Below are 18,398 nucleotides of genomic sequence, written 5' to 3' on the forward strand. Positions count from 1 at the left end.
GGCGGCCTTTTTATGCGCAGGGAGATTTGACGGTTACGCCGAGAGGCCTTCAAAACCTCTCGGCTACGTATTAAATTGTCTATCCTATAATGATACGTGGATTATAAGATTGTAAATACCAAGTCCCTTCACGACATTCAAAATACAAGCCGACAATATTAGCAATTTTAGAAAAAGGCAAGTCTTTTGTGGATTCAACTTTCTCGCAAAAGTATCCATCGCTTGAAAGTAAATAGTATTGGTTTTTCTGCTCTCTCAAATACAATCTATCCGGCAAATCATCTCTATTCCATGTAAAGCTTGGGAAAGATACTCGTTTAGGTGATTGCGATTTTGCTGTATTTGAGAAAAGGTCAATCCATACTTGTGCTATATTTGAAATGTTTTCCTTTGATACTTCAACACTAGTAAGAATTCGTTTGATTTCGGGCACACTTTTTCCATTAAAAATGTCAATTGAAGCAAGTTCCAAAGCGGCACTTCTTGAGCGAACTCCTGCCATATATATGTTTGAGCTTGTAATGTTCGGTAAGCCCAATTCAACAAACATGGCAATTGAAGAATATGTTTGGACAATGGTTTCTTCCCATACTGGATCAAACAATTGAGAAATGCCATGGATAATCCACGGTAATGTAAACCCATAGTAATCTTTTGTGATTTTTTCTGCCGTCGGCTCATTTTTTATTATCTCCGAAAGTGGCATACCGCTAATCCAATCATGACGTATAAGATCCAGGCACTCCTGTTCAGGTATATCTCCCACCAAATATTTTGCATTCAAATTGCTCCATATTTCAATTTCCCTAACAATACGGTCAATTTGAGCTATGTACTCATCAGATGTTGATTGAGATGCAAACGATAGAGCCAGTGCCCTAAAGTCTTCAATACTATCCAACATCCTTTGTGATACAGAGAGAGGAATTCCAGAAGCAATTATCTTTTGCCTTGACCTTTTATCTGGTACTTTTTTTAAGAGAGCTTTTGTGCGTGCTTGCAATAATCTTATATATTCATTTTCACGCGATGAATCAGCCTGAATGATCGCTAATGATTTTCTAAAGACCCCATCAACCCATGTTACATCATTTTCATCCAAGCAAAAATTCTCGTGCATTGCAAGAAGTTCGTCATCTAAATAATCAAAAAGTCTATTTATCCACTCTGCAAACTTTTCATTGATATCTGAATAAAGAAAATCATTGGCAATAGCTTCAACAAGCGAATTGAAATCCGTATTGGTTTTCATAGCATTTTCATAAATAGCCTTTAGAGCTATAAGTAAACCACTTTGGACTCTTTCCATCTGTCGGTTATCAAAATAATTTCGTGCAAGATTACGATTTTTGCTGACCTTCCATGCCTCTTCTGTAGTATCAATCGCGTATAAAATTTTACCTTCTACATCCGAAAAGGCACGACCTGCACGACCGCAAATATTCCAGAAATCCCGATTGCTAATACAGTTTTGATCATAATATGGCGTTGAAACTATAATTGAAGAAATTCCTACATTTACACCTTGCCCCAATGTAGATGAAGCGATAATAATAAGCGGTGGTTTTGAACGCATCAACCTTTCCATAGCAATACGGACGAGAGTGGGCAAACGATTATTATGGCAAATTACCCCCTTTCTGGCAGCAATCAAAATAATATCATTCTCGCTAAGTTCTTCTTTACAAACACTTTCAAATACATTCCAGAGCGAACAATCCCATAAAAAATTCTCTGGGTGTTCCCCCAATGCTAAAAGTACACTTTCAGCTAATCCCTCAATAGAATTTGCTCGCGCTGAATAAATCATGACCGTTCCCGTTTTTGCCAGACGAACCGCTGTTGCAGCAATAGCTTCTTTTTTATTATTGGGGAACATATTTCTTCTTCTTCCGAACCCCAAAGGTGCTTTTTGAACAAAATTAGGATTAAATGGTTTCCCTTCGCTTTCCCACTCTAGCCTAACACGCTTTCCATCCCACAATAATAGTCCTAACCTCTCTAAAGCAGGTTTCCACTCTGACTTTGCGACTAAGCTGGTATCTGCAGCAACCCAATCAGCCAATTCATTTGCGTTAGGTAAAACAGCAGACAACAGCAACATTTTTATTTGATTTCGAGAGGCAAATTCATTTACATGTGTAAGAAAGATTTCATTTTTTATATATCTTTCTTCTGCACCTAAAAGATGTCCTTCATCAATAACAATCAGCTTGAGTTCGGTCTCAAGCCCTGATCCACATCGGATAAGAGCTTTTGCCTTTTCAGGCGTTGCAACGATAACTTGAGATTGCTTGATAAGCTCAAAGTCTGTTACATTGGCGGTAGAACCTCCATAAAGCTGAGAAACAGTAATTCCAAGAGGAGCAAATGTTTTACTAAGGCTTTGTTCGACTTCAAAAGCTAATGACCGAAAAGGGGCGAGATATAAAGTTTTTGACACAATGTGCTTAGACAAGGTGTTTAGGATAGCAATCTCTGCAACTCTCGTTTTTCCACCGCTTGTGCGAAGATTAATAACACCTCCGCTATTTTCTCCAACTGCAAGCGGAATGGCCATTGTTTGTGATGGCCATAGCTCCGTAATGGCAGGCTTGAATCCACTAAGCAGCCGAATGTAATTCTCGGTTATATGTTGAGCAGGCAGCAAAGGCGGCAAAATTGTCCAAAGAGAAGCCTCTTGAAAAGTCGAAAGAATAATTTTTAACAGTCTTACTATTAACCAATAGGATATTAAATTGCTTTCAGTGGCAATCGATAGCAACTTATCAAATATATTATCTATTGAAACAAAGTTACTTTGATTTCCTGTTTGAACAAAATCAACAACCATTAAGAAGATTCGTGCAATTTCGTGAGAAATAACCCATTCATCTAAGCTTTGTATGTCAGATAACTCATTGGGCGGCTCAAAAAAAACTTGGTTTACATTTTGCAACAAAGAATTAAAATCTTTTTTTATAAATTGAATAACTATTTGCCCAACAACAAAATCGAGATTTACGTTATTTAGTACAATAAAGGCACGCGAATATTGTTTAGCAGCATATAATGCCATCCCAGAAATCAGCAAATTGTAGTCTTTCCCGTCGAATTCATCATCATTATACTTATAAATATCCGATAATAATTTACCGGCCTTTTCTAATATTGATAAACTTTCTGTGGCGGTAAAATTGCTGTTTGATTTTTCCATCAAGGAACAACCGCAAGAGAGCAATGCATAAGCAATGTGCGTTGCTTTTTCAGTAAGCAATGGGTCAAAATCTGGATAGTTTTCTGGAATTTCTTTTACCTCTTGAAGAATTCTCCTCGCGTCTGCTTGCGTAATAAGATTGTCTAGGCGACCTTGCGACAATTCATTTAGTAGATCGGAAATATAATCTGTTGGAATACTCATAATCTACTCTCCAATTCTTCAAAAGCTTTCTTAACCATAGTTTCGGGGTTTTGTATTCCCAGCGAAATCATCAACAAATTGTGAAGATTATCTGTAGTATGTCTGTTCACATGATTTTTTGCATTTTGATTGCTCATGAGAAATCCGACATAGTCAATATGTAGTTTATTGGTGGCAAACAGTATGGCACAGTTTTGAACTTTTCGGCCAAGTTCAGGCTTGTTTTCTTGGAACAATCTTTCAGCCACAAACATAAGAGAGATTGGCAGCCCAGCCTTATATGAACGTACAAGCCCATCAACAATATCGATTACAGACTGCTTATCTGGTATACCTCTGAATTTTGATTCACCAACAATAATACGTACAGGATCTGAATCCAAATCAAACAACAGGACGTCATCGCCTTTCATAGACTGATCTGGATTAGTATTATATCTCAGCCTATATATGGGAAGCTCCATATCGGTTGTAGAAACCAAATATTCCGCCAAGAAAACTTCAGCAAAATTTCCTTTCTGGGTTGTTGAAGTCTGTGGGTAAGGGGATCGAAGGATTGGGAGATTTTCTATTTTTAATGTTGCAATCAAATCCATATGGCGTTGTAATGCCTCCGGACTAATATGATGCCTTTGTAAAGCATCTTCCATATACCGAAGCAGAATATCACTATGTCCATTGTCTTCTAAAACTCTATGCTCTATGCCGCTTGTAGTCGTGCAATCAGTTGATAGAAGACATGTAGCAAAAGGCTCTTTTTCATCTGAAAGTTGATTTATAAGGGACATAGTCTATCCGCTCCTTTCACGTCATAATTTGTTATTTAGTATTCATGACTCAACAAAAAATCCGCCAAGTGTACGATTTTTACACCATTGACATTTCCTGCGGCCAATTCGTCCAACGTCACAACGTATTTAGGGTAGTGATCCTTGATTTCAAGGAGATTGGCGATTTCCCGATCAGATTCCTCCGGCAACCTACGACATACCTGAACGTAGATACGCTCGTCGCGCTGCACTGCCACAAAGTCAATTTCTTTCGTTTCGTTTTTTCCGATATAGACCTCATAGCCTCGACGCCGCAGCTCAAAATATACGATGTTCTCCAGCATAGCTGCGATTGACTTTGGATTAAATCCCATGATGCAGTATTTTAGGGACGCATCTGCCAGATAGAATTTTTCCTGGGTTTTCAGTACAGATTTTCCCTGCAAATCATACCGCTGGCAGCGATAGATTACAAACGCCTTTTCCAGCCAGTTTAGATAGTTATAAACCGCCTCCACCGACAGGGAACGCCCCTCGCTTTTTAGAAACTTCGCAATGGCATTGGCCGAAAAGGTCTTGCCCACATTTTCCACGATATACTTTACAACACGGTTAAATAAATCAAAGTTCGTGATGTTGTGCCGTTTTGTAATATCGTTCGTAATAACAGAGTTATAGATGCCCTCCACGATCTGATAGGCGGAGCGTTCGTCAAAGTTGCTCAGCGCCACAATGGGGAACCCGCCCAATCGCAGGTATTCGTTTAACAATTCCTTTGGAGAACGGGAATCTGATTTTTTGAATTCCAAATACTCAGCAAAAGATAACGTATAAACCGGAATGGAAATGTAGCGCCCCGTCAAGTAGGTGGATATTTCGCTGGACATCAGCTTGGAATTGGAGCCGGTCACATAAATATCGGTGTTGGCACTCTCCAACAGACTATTGACCGCTTTTTCCCAACCTTCGATTTCCTGTACTTCATCCAGCAAAAGGTAGTAGCGCCCTTCATCGGTCATTTGCCCCTTTATACCGGTATACATATCTTTGTTGGTCATACCATCATCAAAATCCTCCGATGTATATCGCATACTGATAATATGGTCTGCGGCAATCCCACTTTCCAGCAGATCATCCCGCAGCATATCTAAAATTGTGGATTTGCCACAGCGCCGGATTCCCGCTAATATCTTCACAAGCGGAACATCCCGATAGGTTTTCAGCGTATTCATATAGTTTGACCGGATAATCATATCGCTCGCCTCCTTATTCCTTACTCATAGTATACCGAAAAAGCTCTGAAATATCAACAGTTTTTACGTTTAATGCGTAAAAACTTATTATATGTCAAGACTTTTTCGTGTTGGATGGTTTGGATATGTAAAAGCGGCGTAGAAATTCTACGCCGCTTCCATAAATTATTCTTTTTTGAATGCCCCAATTTTCTCAAGATAGGAGAAACAATCCGTGTGGCCTCGGAAGTAGATGTGCTTGCGCTCCATGTTGTCGGCCCGCAAATACAGCCGGAAATACTGATTTAAGATTTCATGTTCCTGAGCGGTAAGCTGTACCTCGCCATCCTCCTCCAGCAGCTTTTCGATGAAAGGATGCTGGTGTTTCAGTTCGCTCATCTGCTGTTTAAGGTCAGCGTATTCCTGATCGGTGGCAGCCAGCTCAAGAACCATATTGCTGTCGCTCTCATCGTATTCTTCTGAGATGCGCTCTATCATCGGAGTATATTGATCGCTCATTCGAGTTCACCTCGTTTCCATTTTTATTATACTATACCCACCCACAAAAATAATATCAAATATGCGATTTTATCCTTTTGGGGCAAGGTTTAGAACCGGCTTCCCCATGCGAAAAGCATATTTTACGGTATCAAAGGCACCTCCGAAATCACGGTAAATATAAGCCAGTATTTTGTCTGCTTGATCACCATCCAGCGATTCCTTTTCTTAATGGCGGCCTTGTAATGGATTCCAATAAGCTCTGACGGAATGACAATATCATCATAACTGGCTTCATAGTATTCCTTGTCACGGTTTAACTGATGGGTCATATAAGGAATCACCAGTACAAGGCGAATATTCAAACCGGGATACTTTCTTTTCATCCCCCGCACAGCGGACTCACACTTTTTATCGAAATCGCCCATTCCGCCAGAATAAAATACAAACGCTTATCTGTTTGCATGATCTCCGATAAAGCACTCTCTATATCTGCTTCTATTGCAGATGAATACACCTCCCGATGACCGGCAAAAGTACATACGGTCATGAAAATCACCTATTTCCATAATTACTTGGCTTATATCCGTATATCACGGATATAGATTATTATAATGCGTTCTCTCCGTGGTTACAATATCATTGTGTAAATTATTGAAGCGAAGGGGGCGCGATATGGAACTTGATTATAAAGCAATCGGCAAACGAATCAAGATTGCCCGTATCAAGGCAGATTTAACGCAGGAGCGCCTTGCCGAACTCATTGACATCTCTCCGACACATCTGAGTAACATTGAAACCGGCACCACCCGCGTTAGCCTGAACACGATTATCAGTATTGCAAATGCACTGTCTGTCACCGGTGATGATCTTCTCTGTGACAATATCATTATGGCAAAAGTGCAGTTTGAAAAGGATATTGCGCTGTTGCTGGAAGATTGCGACGAGTATGAAATCCGTATCATCAAAGATATGATCGGTTCTTTGAAAGATACCCTGCGCCGGGATGCAAACCTCCGCACAGCGGACAGAAACACGCACTAAAGCAACAACGGCATCATAAAACATCCTCCTTATATAGCCAAAGATTGTTCCTGTGGGAACCGGCTATGTAAGGGGGCTTTTTTTATGTATGCACCGATTGGAGCAATTCCAATCGGTGCTGGGAGAACTTATCGCTCCAGGCCCACAACCTTTCTTACGGGCGGTTCCTCGCCCTCATCGGGAGCTTCGTCGATCAGTGTTTTGTCCTTCTCATCCATATTAAGCAGGATGTTCAGTTCTTTCAAACGTGCGGTTTTCTCGGCCAGCTCCTCCTCACGGGCAAACGGTGTGGCCAGTTCGGTGCGGGCATTTTCAAGCTGCACTTTGGCTTCCTCCAGTTTGGCCCGTTCCGCGTCAAGGCTTCCTGCCAGATTCTCCAGCGCATTGTCCAGACGGGTGATGTTGCCAAACACATCCGCACCCAGCGTCACCGTGTGGGACAGGGTGCCTTTCAGCGTGATGCGGTACTCGTTGCTCATCCCGTCATAGGCCAGCACCATAGAGAAGCCCCGGTACTGCCCCAGAAGGACAGCATCGGAGCCGGTCATCTTCGTGCAGACGTCGATGATCGCCTTGCCTGCATCCTCTTTTTCAACATAGTGTTTGCCCTCCACTTCCATGCCGCAGAAACCCTCCTGCGCTTTCGGATGGACTTTCGCCAGTTCCACATCTTTTTCATAGCCCGCAATTCTCTCTGTCAATCGGGTGATCTCTGCCGGATATTTGCGGTGTACCAGCTCCTCCAAAGCATACACCTGATTCAAGTGGCTGGCCTTGAGCATATTCAGCCTTGCCACTTCCATATCCAGATTGCACTTTTCGATGATAAGGGGATTGCCGGTGGCCAGCGCCTTGATCTCGGAATAGCTCAGGGCGGTTTCATCCACATCATCCGCAACGCGGACAGGGGCTTTGCTGGTCATGATTTGAGCGATAAATTTTTGCTTGTTCTCTACAAGCTGGTATAGATAAGCGTCAAATGTTCCTTCGGTTACATAGCGGAAGATCTCCACCTCCTCATTTTCGTTGCCTTGACGGACAATTCTTCCAAGCCGCTGCTGAAGGTCGCTGGGCCTCCAGGGGCAATCCAGATCGTGCAGGGCAATCAGCCTGTCCTGGACATTGGTTCCAGCCCCCATTTTCTGTGTGCTGCCCATAAGAACGCGCACCTGACCGGCGCGCACCTTTGCGAACAGCTCTTTCTTTTTGGCCTCCGAGTCCGCTGTGTGGATAAAGGCAATCTCGTCCTCCGGGATACCTGCGTCCAACAGCTTCTTTTTTAGGTCGTCGTAAACGCTGAACGAGCCGTCCGTGGTAGGTGTAGACAGGTCGCAGAACACAAGCTGGGTGGAGCGTTTTTCTTTCGTCTGTTCCCAGATGCGATAGACATTGCGGGCGCAGACAGCTACCTTGCCGTCCGGGTCATCCGGGGCAAGGGGTTGGATGAGCCGCATATCCAGAGCCAGCTTTCTGCCGTCATTGGTGATGCGGAGCATATTGTCCACATGGGGATCGACGCCGCCAGCACAGATTTTTTCCGCCCGTTCCGCCAGCCCTTTTATCATCTCCTGTTGGATTTCCGAAGGCTTGATAACCTCGGTGTGGAAGTTGGCTTTTGGTACGGGAAGGTGCAGCATATCCGCTGTCTGAATATCGGCTACCTGTTTGAATACGCTCATAAGTTCCGGTAGGTTGTAAAACTTTGCGAACCGGGTCTTGGCACGGTAGCCGCTGCCCTCCGGCGACAGCTCGATGGCGGTGACAGTTTCTCCGAAGTTGGACGCCCAATCATCAAAGTGAATCAGGCCCATTTCCTGCAAAGTGCGGTACTGCAAATACCGCTGGATGGTGTAAAGCTCCACCATGCTGTTGGAGATGGGGGTGCCGGTGGCAAAGATCACGCCGCGCCCGCCGGTCAGCTCGTCCAGATATTGACACTTCATAAAGAGGTCAGAACTTTTCTGCGCTTCGGTCTGGGCGATGCCGCCTACATTCCGCATTTTCGTCATCAAAAAGAATGGTGATAGGTAATCCTTTGAAGCTATCTCTGGATTTTCCCCCACCTCACGCCGGGCGTGCACCTTTCAGCGCACCCGGCCTACCATCAAACTGATTTACTTTCTTCCTTCAGATTTCAATACCACTGCACCCTCACAGGTACAGCGTACTCACAAATTTCACGGTTTGAGTTTTTCACGGTATTTCATAATTTTGCGCACCGCCTTTGCGTCCAGCTCAGGCGGTATTGGGCTATTATGAACCATGCGGTGGCACGATTCACACAGCCATGCCAGATTGGGAACTTTATTGATTCTTTCGATTGGAAGCTGGTTGTCGATGTGGTGACAGTGTTTTGGAACTGCTATGGAAAATGGTTTCCCGCAGCATTTGCACTTTCCCTTATCCCGGTTGTAGGCGTATTCCCGGTTCATGAAGTATTCAAAGTTTGCTTTCCAGCCCTTTCCGTTTGCATAGCAGGCAAGGGCAATATCCTCTGGGGTGTTAATGGATGGCCGGTCACAGGGCAGTGGTTTGTGCTTGTTCCGGTAATTGACGTACCGCCTGCGGCCCTCTGCTGTGTAAGGGGTCATCTTCTGGTCAAACGGCTTGCTCTCATACCGGCTGTGCGTGATAAACGCATAGGTGATTCCAAACCATTTTCCCTCGATGGGAATTGCAAAGGTTTTACTCTCATATCCTTCGTGCCTGTGCGGAAGATTGCAGAGCATTTTCAGCGGAACCTGCATTTGGTTATACTGTTTCGGGAACAGCTTTTTCCAAACGGCCAGTGCCGCATTGTTTACCCTGCGGTCGATTGCATGATAGGCGTGCGAACAGATGGATGGCTGGTAATATTGCGCAAGCCCCAGAATGATGGAATTTATATACTGTATCTGAGCGGCCTGCGTGTTGGGCTTTGAAAATAGTTCGATGCGGTGTACTTGCTCCAGCAAATTCCCAATTTTCTTAGACAGCCGTTCCATATCCGGCAGTGGTTTCCCCACCAGATGTTCTGTCCACGTTGCAGGGTCAGGTGTTTTGCGCTTTCGCTCCGCCTTGACGATGTAACCGAGAAAATGTATCCCTCCCTTCCGTAAATCGGTTACATAGGTCTTTTCCTGCGACAGTTCCAATTTTAGTTTTTGCCTAAAGTATTTTGTCAGCTCACGCTTCATACGGAACGCTTCCTTTTCCGTAGAAGTCAGCACCACCCAGTCATCGGCATAACGGAAGTTATACTTTGGAGTGGTTCCTGCCCATTTCAGCCTTCGGGTATCGTTGCATTTGTGTTTGCATTTACGATGCGGCTCCATGTAGGTTCGCCCCACATACCAGTCAAAATCATTCAGATAGATATTCGACAGCAGAGGGGAAAGGATTCCGCCCTGCGGTGTGCCGGTTTCCGTTTTGTGGTACAAATCCCGTTCGATATACCCGGCTTTCAGCATCTGGCTGATGATTTTCAGCACCCGTTTGTCATGGATACCCATTCGCCATACTTTTTGAAGCAGTATCCGGTGGCTGATGTTGTCAAAACACCCTTGAATGTCACCTTCCACTGCCCATACAGCCTGGTCGGGAGATTTACACCCGGCGTTGATTACATTGATAATGTCCCGGATTGCGTGCTTTTGTGCCCGGTAAGGGCGGAAGCCGTAGCTGTGCGGATAAAATCTCGCTTCGCATATTGGCTCTATGATTAGCCGCACACATTCCTGTATGATTCTGTCCAGTACCGTAGGGATTCCCAGTGGCCGCATTTTGCCGTTGCTTTTTGGAATATATTCACGGCGGGCTGGTTTGGGCTGGTATTTGCGAAAACACGATTGAATCAATAAAATCAGTTCATTTTTTGGCATTTGCAGATATTTGTCCATTTTCATCTTGTCCACTCCGGCAGTTTTACTGCCTTTGTTGGACTTGATGTTATGGATGGCGGTCACAATGGTGACTTCGTGCGCCATTGCTTCCACCAGTCCAGTGAACGAAACCCCTTGCCCGGATTTCTCATAGAGCATATCCTGAATGGCTTTCAGTTCCGTTTCCGTTGAAAATCTGACGTTCAAATGCACAAGGCTTTCACCTCGCAGTTCGTCACCCATCTTTCAGGGAGTTATTGGATTTTCGTTTTGTGAAATTTGTGAATCAGTTTGACTCGTACCCTTCGCCGTGGGACATTTCAGCCCCGTGTAGCTGGCGTTACCCAGCCGCAGACTACTATGGTACGGCTGACTTCCTGTATTCTTCATTGTGCTGTAACACTCCAAATACAGGCTCTCAAACGTTCCTGAATCTCTATCCTTGCGGTCATTGCTGACCATTGAAACCCTTAGGCCGCTACCTTACACCGGGAAAATCTAACCATGCTTTGAACCACAGTTTTTGCATGATTCCGTGTGGATATTTCATTCCACAGGGCATGTGCGGAAAAACCAGCCACACACGCTTTTTCCAATTTTCACCCTTTCGGATGCCGCTAACTCTTATGATGCTGCATAGCTTTCACTACTGGATAGCCATAGGTTTCGGAAGCCCGCACCATTATTCTCCATGCCCCCTTGCAGGGGTTTAGGTTTTCAGGTTACGACTTCACCACGCTTTGTACCCTGCACATTTACAGATGTGCAGCGCACAGTGGAGTATTAGCTCTCGTACTGCCTGCGGTTTGACAGACCGCTATGGGATTATTCTCCACCGCCTGAGCATCGTCCTCTCCGTAGCCCATACGGGAGCCGTCAAATTCCCCCATGAGGCGCAGCACCTGGGCGGCCAATACAGGGTAGAAGCTGCCAAAGGGCAGGTCGGTAGCACAAGTGGCCTGACCGTTCTCACCCACAGAAACGATTTCCAGAAGCCCGTCTGCCGGAATAACGGAACCATCCGCTGCGGGAATATCCTCCTGTGCGTACAGGCCAAAGGTGACGGCGGACATCTCGCCATTCATACCGATGCCGAAGGCTTCATCCTGCTCCAGCAGCTTATTCAGAGTGACCTGTACTTTCTGGCGCTGGTTGTAGAAGCTGGCGGAAGTTTCGGTGATCTCTACCTCCTGGCCTGCGTACACCAGCTCCACGTTGGTGACATTCTCGCCGGTATCCACCATGCCGTAGGGGAACTCGATTTCCTTGACCTGGAACTTGCCCAGATAGAGGGGCTGGCTCTGGGCTGTGCCATCCTCGCCGGTGGTGATTGTGTCAACTACCTCGCCCGCAGAATAACCTGCTCGGTCACATCATTGGCGGTGTCGTTCAGCTCGATCTCATACAGTTCCGGCTCCGCACCTACCTTGTGGATGATGGAATCCAGCAGATAGCCCTCACTGGGGTTGATTTCACGAATCGTCCAGTCGGAATCACAGATATAATAATCCGTGGTAAACTGACCGTTCTCATCGGTGGTATAGCTGTCGATGAGGGTGTCGCCCTTATAAATCCCATAGGTGGCTCCGGCAAGAGAACCGTCGCCCTGGGGCGCGCCGGTTTCCACATCGCTCTTAGTTACTGTGACACGGAACTTTTTCAGCACATTGTTCACGCTCTTGTGGGTGACTTCGTTCCAGGCAATCGTGGCGCTCTGAGCCTCCGGCACCACATAGCGGATTGGCGTATCAACCTCCTCCAGCACGAAGTCGGAGCCGATGAGGACGTTTTCAAACCTTGCCACACCGCTGGAATCCGTCACAGCGTATTCATCCACCGGCAGGCCGGAAAGAGAAGTTCCATAGAGATGGAAGGTCATTCCCTCCACCAGACCGTCCTCGCTGGTCTTTGTGACCTCCAGACTGCCGCGTTTCAGCACGTTGTTAAAGTTCACGGTGGCCGTCTGGCCGCTGACGATGGTCACGCGCTGAGTAGCCTGGGGTTCGTATTTGTCAATGGACTGCTCGGTCACGGTATAAACACCGGGATTGAGGTCGGTGATGTCGATTTCGCCTGCCGAATTGGTTGTCTTGGTGGCGCTGTATCCCTCACCGGTGATCGTGAAGGAGATGCCCTCTACCTTGCCGTCCTCGGAAGTCTTAATCAGCTTCATGTTGCCGGTTTTTACTTCCAGATTGAGATAGCCCACCATCTGATCGGAAACGGTAGCTCCATAGGTGGCGAAGTCCTGCGTACCACCACCGGATACGCCGTCCGTCCAAACCACAACGCCGCTGCGCTGGGCGGTGATCTTCTCCGCTTTCACCGTCACAGAACCTTTAATAGCCTGATTGGATGTGATGGTGAGCTGGTTGCCGTTCACCGAAAAGTTCAGCCCGGTGGAGCTACTGGTAAAGGTGTAATCGCCCAGCACATTGTTGGTGTCTGTCAGGGTGACAGAATACTTTTCGCCGTCCCATTTCAGTTCATAAGCTCCGGCATCCGGGGAGCCGCTGAAAAAGCTGGGCAGCATGGTGTGCCGCTTCACGGCGCTCTCAATTGCGGAATACTGGCTGAAAATCTGGCTGCGCAGCGGATGACTGGCGCTGATATATTCCGCCACGTTATTTTTTCCCTGTGCATTGGCATCTACATGGTTAAACTGGCTATCACGCTCACCGACAACCGTTTCCCAAACAAGAAGCTGAGTAGCGATATAGCCCGCCATCTCATTGGCATCATCGGGATTGTTGCTGTTCCACGAAGTATCGGCGTTGCCCTGCCAGCCGTAGGTCATGATCCGCCCGATATATTCCTTGATGGTGCTGGGCGGAATAGTGGGGTTCAGATTGGACGGGTAGTTGTCCCAGAAATCCTCGCCCCGGCCCGTGTACTGGTCGCCGGACTCCACACCGATACCAGGCTCAATGCAATAGATGGCTTTTCCGGTGAAGGAATCCTGTGTGTGAACAGTGAAGTTGTCATTGCCCTGCGTAGACCATCCGCCCAAGAAATTAAGGGCAGTATGGCCCCATCCGGCCTTGTTGGGATCGCTGGCGCGGGGAATATCCACCATATAGGTGGTCATGGTTTCGCCTGCGGCAAAGGCCGTAACACCTGTCCCAGCAAATACCCCAAAGCACATCAGGAGCGCCATGAGCAGGGACAAAGGCTTTTTCAATGCTTTCATCTTGTTACCTCCTGAAAATTGGCCGAAAAAAACAGCACATCGTTTCTTGATGTGCTGTCGTTCGGCTGATGATTATTGGTTACTGTCTAAAAAGAGTGATGCGCCGCTTTTTCTCCATGTCAGCCTTTTACAAATACGGCCTGTATCTATTTGAAACAGGCTGCCCCAATATCTTCTTTTTTGGGTTGTTTAGGCTGTTTGTAGGGGGTGAGGTGTGGAGAGGGGGGAGGAAAATTCGTTCCCCGGCAAATGGGCGCACTTTTCCCTTGTGAGTGGGATTATCGTTCTAAACTGCGTTGACGTCTGCGGTAAAGTTCCAGAGCCTGAACGATGGTATCCTCGATCTTCTGCGCGGGCGTCCCCGGCGCAAAATACTTGCTGATTCGCTCTTTCGGAATTTTGATTTGTTCTTTTTGATTTGGCTTTTCCTCCTTCATAATGGCGACAAGGGCATCTTTGGCAAGCCGCTCATCGCCGGTCTTGGCTTCGGACATCTGCCGCATTTTGATTGCCTGGGCATGGGATGGAGTGCAGTCCATTTCCTCCATGATAGCAAACAGGTCTGCCTGTTCTCCTTTTCGCAGGTAGGACAGTTCCACCGCAGGACGCATGGCGATTTGCAGCACTTCCGGCTCTCGCAAAACGGAATTATCCACCAGTTCCAGAATATCCGGGATAAGGTGAGTAAGGCGGATATATCGTCTAACCTGTGTTTGACTATCCCCACCTTCCTTTCCAACAATACCCGCAGATTCTTTCCCGTTTAACTTCCAACCCACTGGGTCGGAAGTTAAATCTGTCCGCTGGCCCTGACGTTTCATCGCGTCCAACTTCATTTTGTAGGCAAACGCTTTTTCCGAGGGCAAAATCTGCTCCCGTTGCAAGTTAGAATCTACCATGATGATTGTGGCTTCATCATCGGTGAGATTTCGTACAATACAGGGGATTTCCGGGAGCTGCGCCAGCTCCGCCGCCATTTTCCTGCGGTGTCCGGCTACCATTTCATAGCCGCCGCCCTGCTTGGGGCGCACCAGCGCAGGAACCAACACGCCGTACTGCTTGACGCTCTCCGCCATTTCCTGCATGGCCGCGTCCATTCGTACCTTGAACGGGTGATTCGGGAAATCGCTGATCTCCGAGGGGTTCAGGTTGACGACTTTCTCCAATCTGGCCTCTGTGCGGCTTTCCTCGGTGGAAAATAGGTCATCGACTGAGGGCAGATTGAAGTTTAGCGCGTTGTTTTTCGCCATCCGCCTGCACCTCCTTTGAAAATTCCGCATAAGCCTGAGCTACCTTGCTGCCGTTGTCATAGGCATAGATACTCTGGCCAGCGGCGCTGATTTCTGCGGCTTTGATGGCAACGGGAATCTCGGAACGATAGATTTTCAAGACGCTCCCATAGCTCTGCCGCAAGGTTTCGGCTGTCTGCTTGGCAAGGTTGGTGCGCCCATCCACAAGGGTCAGCAGCACACCGTCCACTTTGAGGGACGGGTTGATCTGCCGCTTGACCTTGCCGATGGTTCGCATCAGTTGGGTCATGCCTTTGGCCGGGAGATAGTGGGCCTGTACCGGGATAATCACGCTGTCTGCCGCCGCCAATGCGTTAATGGTAATCATGCCGAGGGACGGCATACAGTCGATCAGAACCGTGTCATAGTTCTTCTTGACTTCATTGACATAGGTGCGCAGGGTGAACTCCCGGCTCATGGCATTTACCAAAGTCATTTCCATCGCTGACAGTTCGATGTTGGCAGGCATAAGGTCTACGCCTTCTTTGTGGTGCAGGATGCCCTCATCCACAGAAAACGGCTCGTCGCGGATCACCTTCTCCATGATGGTGGCAAGGGTGATCTGCAAGCTGTCCTGATCCTGCCAGCCCAGGCAAGTGGTGAGGTCGCCCTGGGGGTCTGCATCAATAAGCAGAACCTTTTGCCCCAGGCGGGCCAAACCAATGCCCAGATTCACCGTTGTGGTGGTTTTGCCTGTTCCGCCTTTCTGATTGGCCAATGCGATGACACGGCCATCCTTCGGGTGGTTTCTTTGTTCCGGCATTTTCATGTCCCCCTTCTTGATAGATTTAGCTGCCCGCCCACCGACAGACAGCTATGTACGCAGTAAAATGGACATGAAAAAAAGCCGTCTATTCTATAAGGAGAATAAACGGCTTGATTTAAGTCGGCGCAATATGTAGTTTTCAAATTTTCTTGACAGGGGCGCACATGACTTTGAGCAGTAGATCGTCTACGCAGCCGGTGTCACGGTTTTCCCGCAGCAGGGTATTCCGCAGACGATTCAGGCTTTGGATGACGATGGTGTTTTCATCAGTGGTAAGGATGATCTTATATTTTTGTTTCCTCATAGCGCAGTCCTCCTTTTCACCTTCATTGTATCTGCTTAAAGACCTGTGGCGCAAATGTGCGAGTATTCACCAGCTTTAAGGGTATTGGATGCTATGAGGAAGAAAAGATAAACCGGATTCGGTTTGGTAAAATCCTGACAAATCAGGCCAGCCCTTTCAAAAGTAAAAACCATAAAGAAAGGCTCATAAATGACGGGCAAACACAGGGGTAAAGACACCCCGAAAATGGCTCGATATTGGTCTCCGATTATCCTATTTTTTACCGAAAACGGGGTTCAAAACACCCAATTATCCTATTTTTACCGAGAAGAAACAGGGTCAGAACAGTTCAAATCCTGCCAGAATCAGACAAGCTGCAACAGAAGATGTGAAATAGAAAAACCCCGAAAAACCGCAGTTTTTCGGGGTTTTTGAGCATCTTTGAACCAGTTTGAAGTGCTGATTAGCGCTTGCTGAACTGGGGAGCGCGACGTGCAGCCTTGAGGCCGTATTTCTTACGCTCCTTCATACGAGGATCGCGGGTGAGGTAACCGGCGCTCTTGAGGGCGGGACGGTACTCCTCGTTCATCTTCAGCAGGGCACGGGCCACGCCGTGACGGATGGCGCCGGCCTGGCCGGTGACGCCGCCGCCGGTGACGGTGGCAACGATATCCACCTTGCCCATGTTCTCGGTGGCAGCCAGGGGCTGACGCACGATGAGCTTCAGGGTCTCAAGGCCGAAGTAATCGTCGATGTCGCGGCCGTTGATGGTGATGGCGCCGGTGCCGTTGGGGAAGAGGTGGACGCGGGCCACGGAGGACTTCCGGCGGCCAGTACCGTAGTGGTAAGGCTTCTTGCTCTTATACATCTTCGAAATTCCTCCTTATTCCTGGGTCCAGGCCTCGGGCTTCTGAGCAGCGTGGATGTGCTCAGCGCCGCGGTAGATCTTCAGACGGGACAGAGAGTCCTTGGTAATGATGTTGCGGGGCATCATGCCGCGGATGGCCAGCTTCATGGCCAGCTCGGGCTTGTCCTGCATCAGCAGACGGTACTTGGTCTCGTGCAGGCCGCCGGGATAGCCGCTGTGGGTGCGGTAGAACTTCTGCTCCAGCTTCTTGCCGGTCAGAACGGCCTTCTCGGCGTTGATGATGATGACGAAATCGCCGCAGTCAGCGTGCGGGGTGTACTCGGGCTTATGCTTGCCGCGCAGCAGAGTGGCAGCGGTGGCAGCGGTCTTACCGAGGGGCTTGCCAGCCGCGTCCAGAATGTACCACTTGCGGACGATGTTGCCCTTGTTGGCCATAAAAGTGGACATGGTCTAACCTCCAATTTGTACTTATATGGGATAAATTTGGTCTAAACATGATCAACGCCCCACTCTTCCGGAGTGGAGCGTTTTGTATTATAACCCAAGTGCCCGGCGGTGTCAACCGATTTCCGGCACTTTTTTCATTTATATTTTCTAATCTCTCGTTTTCTCTCTTATCCTTACTTATTCTTCTGTTTCCTCATTTTCGTTTTTTCTTTTTTCTTCCTCGGCCTCGGCCAGACAGTGCTCGATCATGCTGATAACCACATTGTTGAAGCTGGTCTCGTTCTCCTTGGCCATCTGCTCCACCCGCTCTGCCAACTGCTCATTGATATAAAGAGACTTATATACACTGGGTACCTTTTTTCTGGTCGGCTTCATCTGAAATCCCATGGGCCATCCCTCCTGTTGGCCCTATTTTATGAGTAAAACATATTTTATAATAAATGAGATATTTCTGATGTATTTTCTATGAGAATATGTTAGACTGGATTCGACAAATTTCTCCACCTGAGGTTGATACATTTAAAATGCAAGGAGGCGAATTTATGATCAAAAGCCGGCTGCTCCGCATGCTCCGTATCCTGGCCATCGGCGGCGGCGCCTATTGGTTTGTGAGCACGGACTTCTTCTGCTATGTCTACACCCTGGCGGGTCAGCTCGTCTTCCAGGCTTTTATCTTTTGCGTCACCCTGGGCTTCGCCATCTCCGTCTGGCATTCCGACTCGTGATGTGATACAATATCGGCAATGCTTTC

At 47.3% G+C, this 18,398-nt stretch carries 15 protein-coding genes and 2 pseudogenes; 2 read left to right on the plus strand and 15 right to left on the minus strand.

Features of this window, described 5'->3' with window-relative positions; translation table 11 throughout:
• Positions 1 to 79 precede the first annotated feature (79 nt).
• The 5 genes from E0E29_RS13485 to E0E29_RS18485 form a co-directional block, all read right to left on the minus strand.
• Positions 80 to 3,400, minus strand: a complete 3,321-nt coding sequence (locus tag E0E29_RS13485) for a DEAD/DEAH box helicase (RefSeq protein WP_130850275.1) — start codon at positions 3,398 to 3,400, stop codon at positions 80 to 82.
• Positions 3,397 to 4,188 (minus strand): Hachiman antiphage defense system protein HamA, encoded by a 792-nt coding sequence (locus E0E29_RS13490; protein ID WP_130850276.1) that lies wholly within the window; start codon positions 4,186 to 4,188, stop codon positions 3,397 to 3,399. The genes E0E29_RS13485 and E0E29_RS13490 overlap by 4 nt, the downstream gene beginning before the upstream one ends.
• Positions 4,189 to 4,223: 35 nt before the next feature.
• Complete coding sequence (locus E0E29_RS13495) at positions 4,224 to 5,423, minus strand: ATP-binding protein (RefSeq protein ID WP_130850277.1); 1,200 nt, start codon at positions 5,421 to 5,423, stop codon at positions 4,224 to 4,226.
• Between the two features lie 165 nt (positions 5,424 to 5,588).
• On the minus strand, positions 5,589 to 5,921 hold the full coding sequence (locus tag E0E29_RS13500) for a DUF6664 family protein (protein WP_130850278.1): 333 nt from the start codon (positions 5,919 to 5,921) through the stop codon (positions 5,589 to 5,591).
• Between the two features lie 122 nt (positions 5,922 to 6,043).
• Positions 6,044 to 6,328, minus strand: a complete 285-nt coding sequence (locus E0E29_RS18485; RefSeq protein WP_207303608.1) for a carbon-nitrogen hydrolase family protein — start codon at positions 6,326 to 6,328, stop codon at positions 6,044 to 6,046.
• Between the two features lie 247 nt (positions 6,329 to 6,575).
• Between E0E29_RS18485 and E0E29_RS13510 the strand changes: the two genes are divergently transcribed.
• Positions 6,576 to 6,944, plus strand: coding sequence for a helix-turn-helix domain-containing protein (locus tag E0E29_RS13510; RefSeq protein WP_130850279.1), 369 nt, complete (start codon positions 6,576 to 6,578; stop codon positions 6,942 to 6,944).
• 128 nt (positions 6,945 to 7,072) lie between these two features.
• On the opposite strand, the gene E0E29_RS13515 is transcribed toward E0E29_RS13510, so the two are convergent.
• The 10 genes and pseudogenes from E0E29_RS13515 to E0E29_RS13550 all read right to left on the minus strand — a co-directional run bounded on the left by E0E29_RS13515 (position 7,073) and on the right by E0E29_RS13550 (position 18,034).
• A complete protein-coding gene (locus E0E29_RS13515) occupies positions 7,073 to 8,887 on the minus strand; it encodes a helicase-related protein (protein WP_242622560.1) in 1,815 nt (604 codons plus the stop codon).
• Between the two features lie 234 nt (positions 8,888 to 9,121).
• Positions 9,122 to 11,017, minus strand: a complete 1,896-nt coding sequence (gene ltrA / locus E0E29_RS13520; RefSeq protein WP_130850280.1) for a group II intron reverse transcriptase/maturase — start codon at positions 11,015 to 11,017, stop codon at positions 9,122 to 9,124.
• Between the two features lie 707 nt (positions 11,018 to 11,724).
• Positions 11,725 to 13,271: pseudogene (locus tag E0E29_RS19420) on the minus strand (MSCRAMM family protein); the annotation flags it as partial.
• A gap of 177 nt (positions 13,272 to 13,448) precedes the next feature.
• Positions 13,449 to 13,994 (minus strand): annotated as a pseudogene (locus E0E29_RS19425) (thioester domain-containing protein); the annotation flags it as partial.
• A gap of 278 nt (positions 13,995 to 14,272) precedes the next feature.
• Positions 14,273 to 15,244 carry a ParB/RepB/Spo0J family partition protein gene (locus E0E29_RS13530; RefSeq protein ID WP_130850281.1) on the minus strand — a complete coding sequence of 324 codons (972 nt, stop codon included), beginning with the start codon at positions 15,242 to 15,244 and terminating at the stop codon, positions 14,273 to 14,275.
• Positions 15,198 to 16,046, minus strand: a complete 849-nt coding sequence (locus tag E0E29_RS13535) for a ParA family protein (protein ID WP_130850887.1) — start codon at positions 16,044 to 16,046, stop codon at positions 15,198 to 15,200. Before E0E29_RS13535 ends, E0E29_RS13530 begins: the two co-directional genes overlap by 47 nt.
• 142 nt (positions 16,047 to 16,188) lie before the next feature.
• Entirely contained in the window at positions 16,189 to 16,353 is a 165-nt protein-coding gene (locus tag E0E29_RS18285) for a hypothetical protein (RefSeq protein ID WP_165449910.1), read from the minus strand.
• Positions 16,354 to 16,795: 442 nt separating this feature from the next.
• The gene (gene rpsI, locus E0E29_RS13540) at positions 16,796 to 17,200 is read right to left on the minus strand and encodes a 30S ribosomal protein S9 (protein WP_130850282.1); all 405 of its coding nucleotides are present in this window, start codon (positions 17,198 to 17,200) and stop codon (positions 16,796 to 16,798) included.
• Positions 17,201 to 17,215: 15 nt separating this feature from the next.
• The gene (gene rplM, locus E0E29_RS13545) at positions 17,216 to 17,647 is read right to left on the minus strand and encodes a 50S ribosomal protein L13 (protein ID WP_130850283.1); all 432 of its coding nucleotides are present in this window, start codon (positions 17,645 to 17,647) and stop codon (positions 17,216 to 17,218) included.
• A 177-nt stretch (positions 17,648 to 17,824) separates the two neighbouring features.
• Positions 17,825 to 18,034, minus strand: a complete 210-nt coding sequence (locus tag E0E29_RS13550; protein WP_130850284.1) for a hypothetical protein — start codon at positions 18,032 to 18,034, stop codon at positions 17,825 to 17,827.
• A gap of 155 nt (positions 18,035 to 18,189) precedes the next feature.
• On the opposite strand from E0E29_RS13550, the gene E0E29_RS13555 reads away from it, so the two are divergent.
• Entirely contained in the window at positions 18,190 to 18,372 is a 183-nt protein-coding gene (locus E0E29_RS13555; protein ID WP_130850285.1) for a hypothetical protein, read from the plus strand.
• Positions 18,373 to 18,398: the final 26 nt, after the last annotated feature.

This window comes from Intestinimonas timonensis, from assembly GCF_900626145.1.
GTDB lineage: Bacteria > Bacillota > Clostridia > Oscillospirales > Oscillospiraceae > Intestinimonas > Intestinimonas aquisgranensis.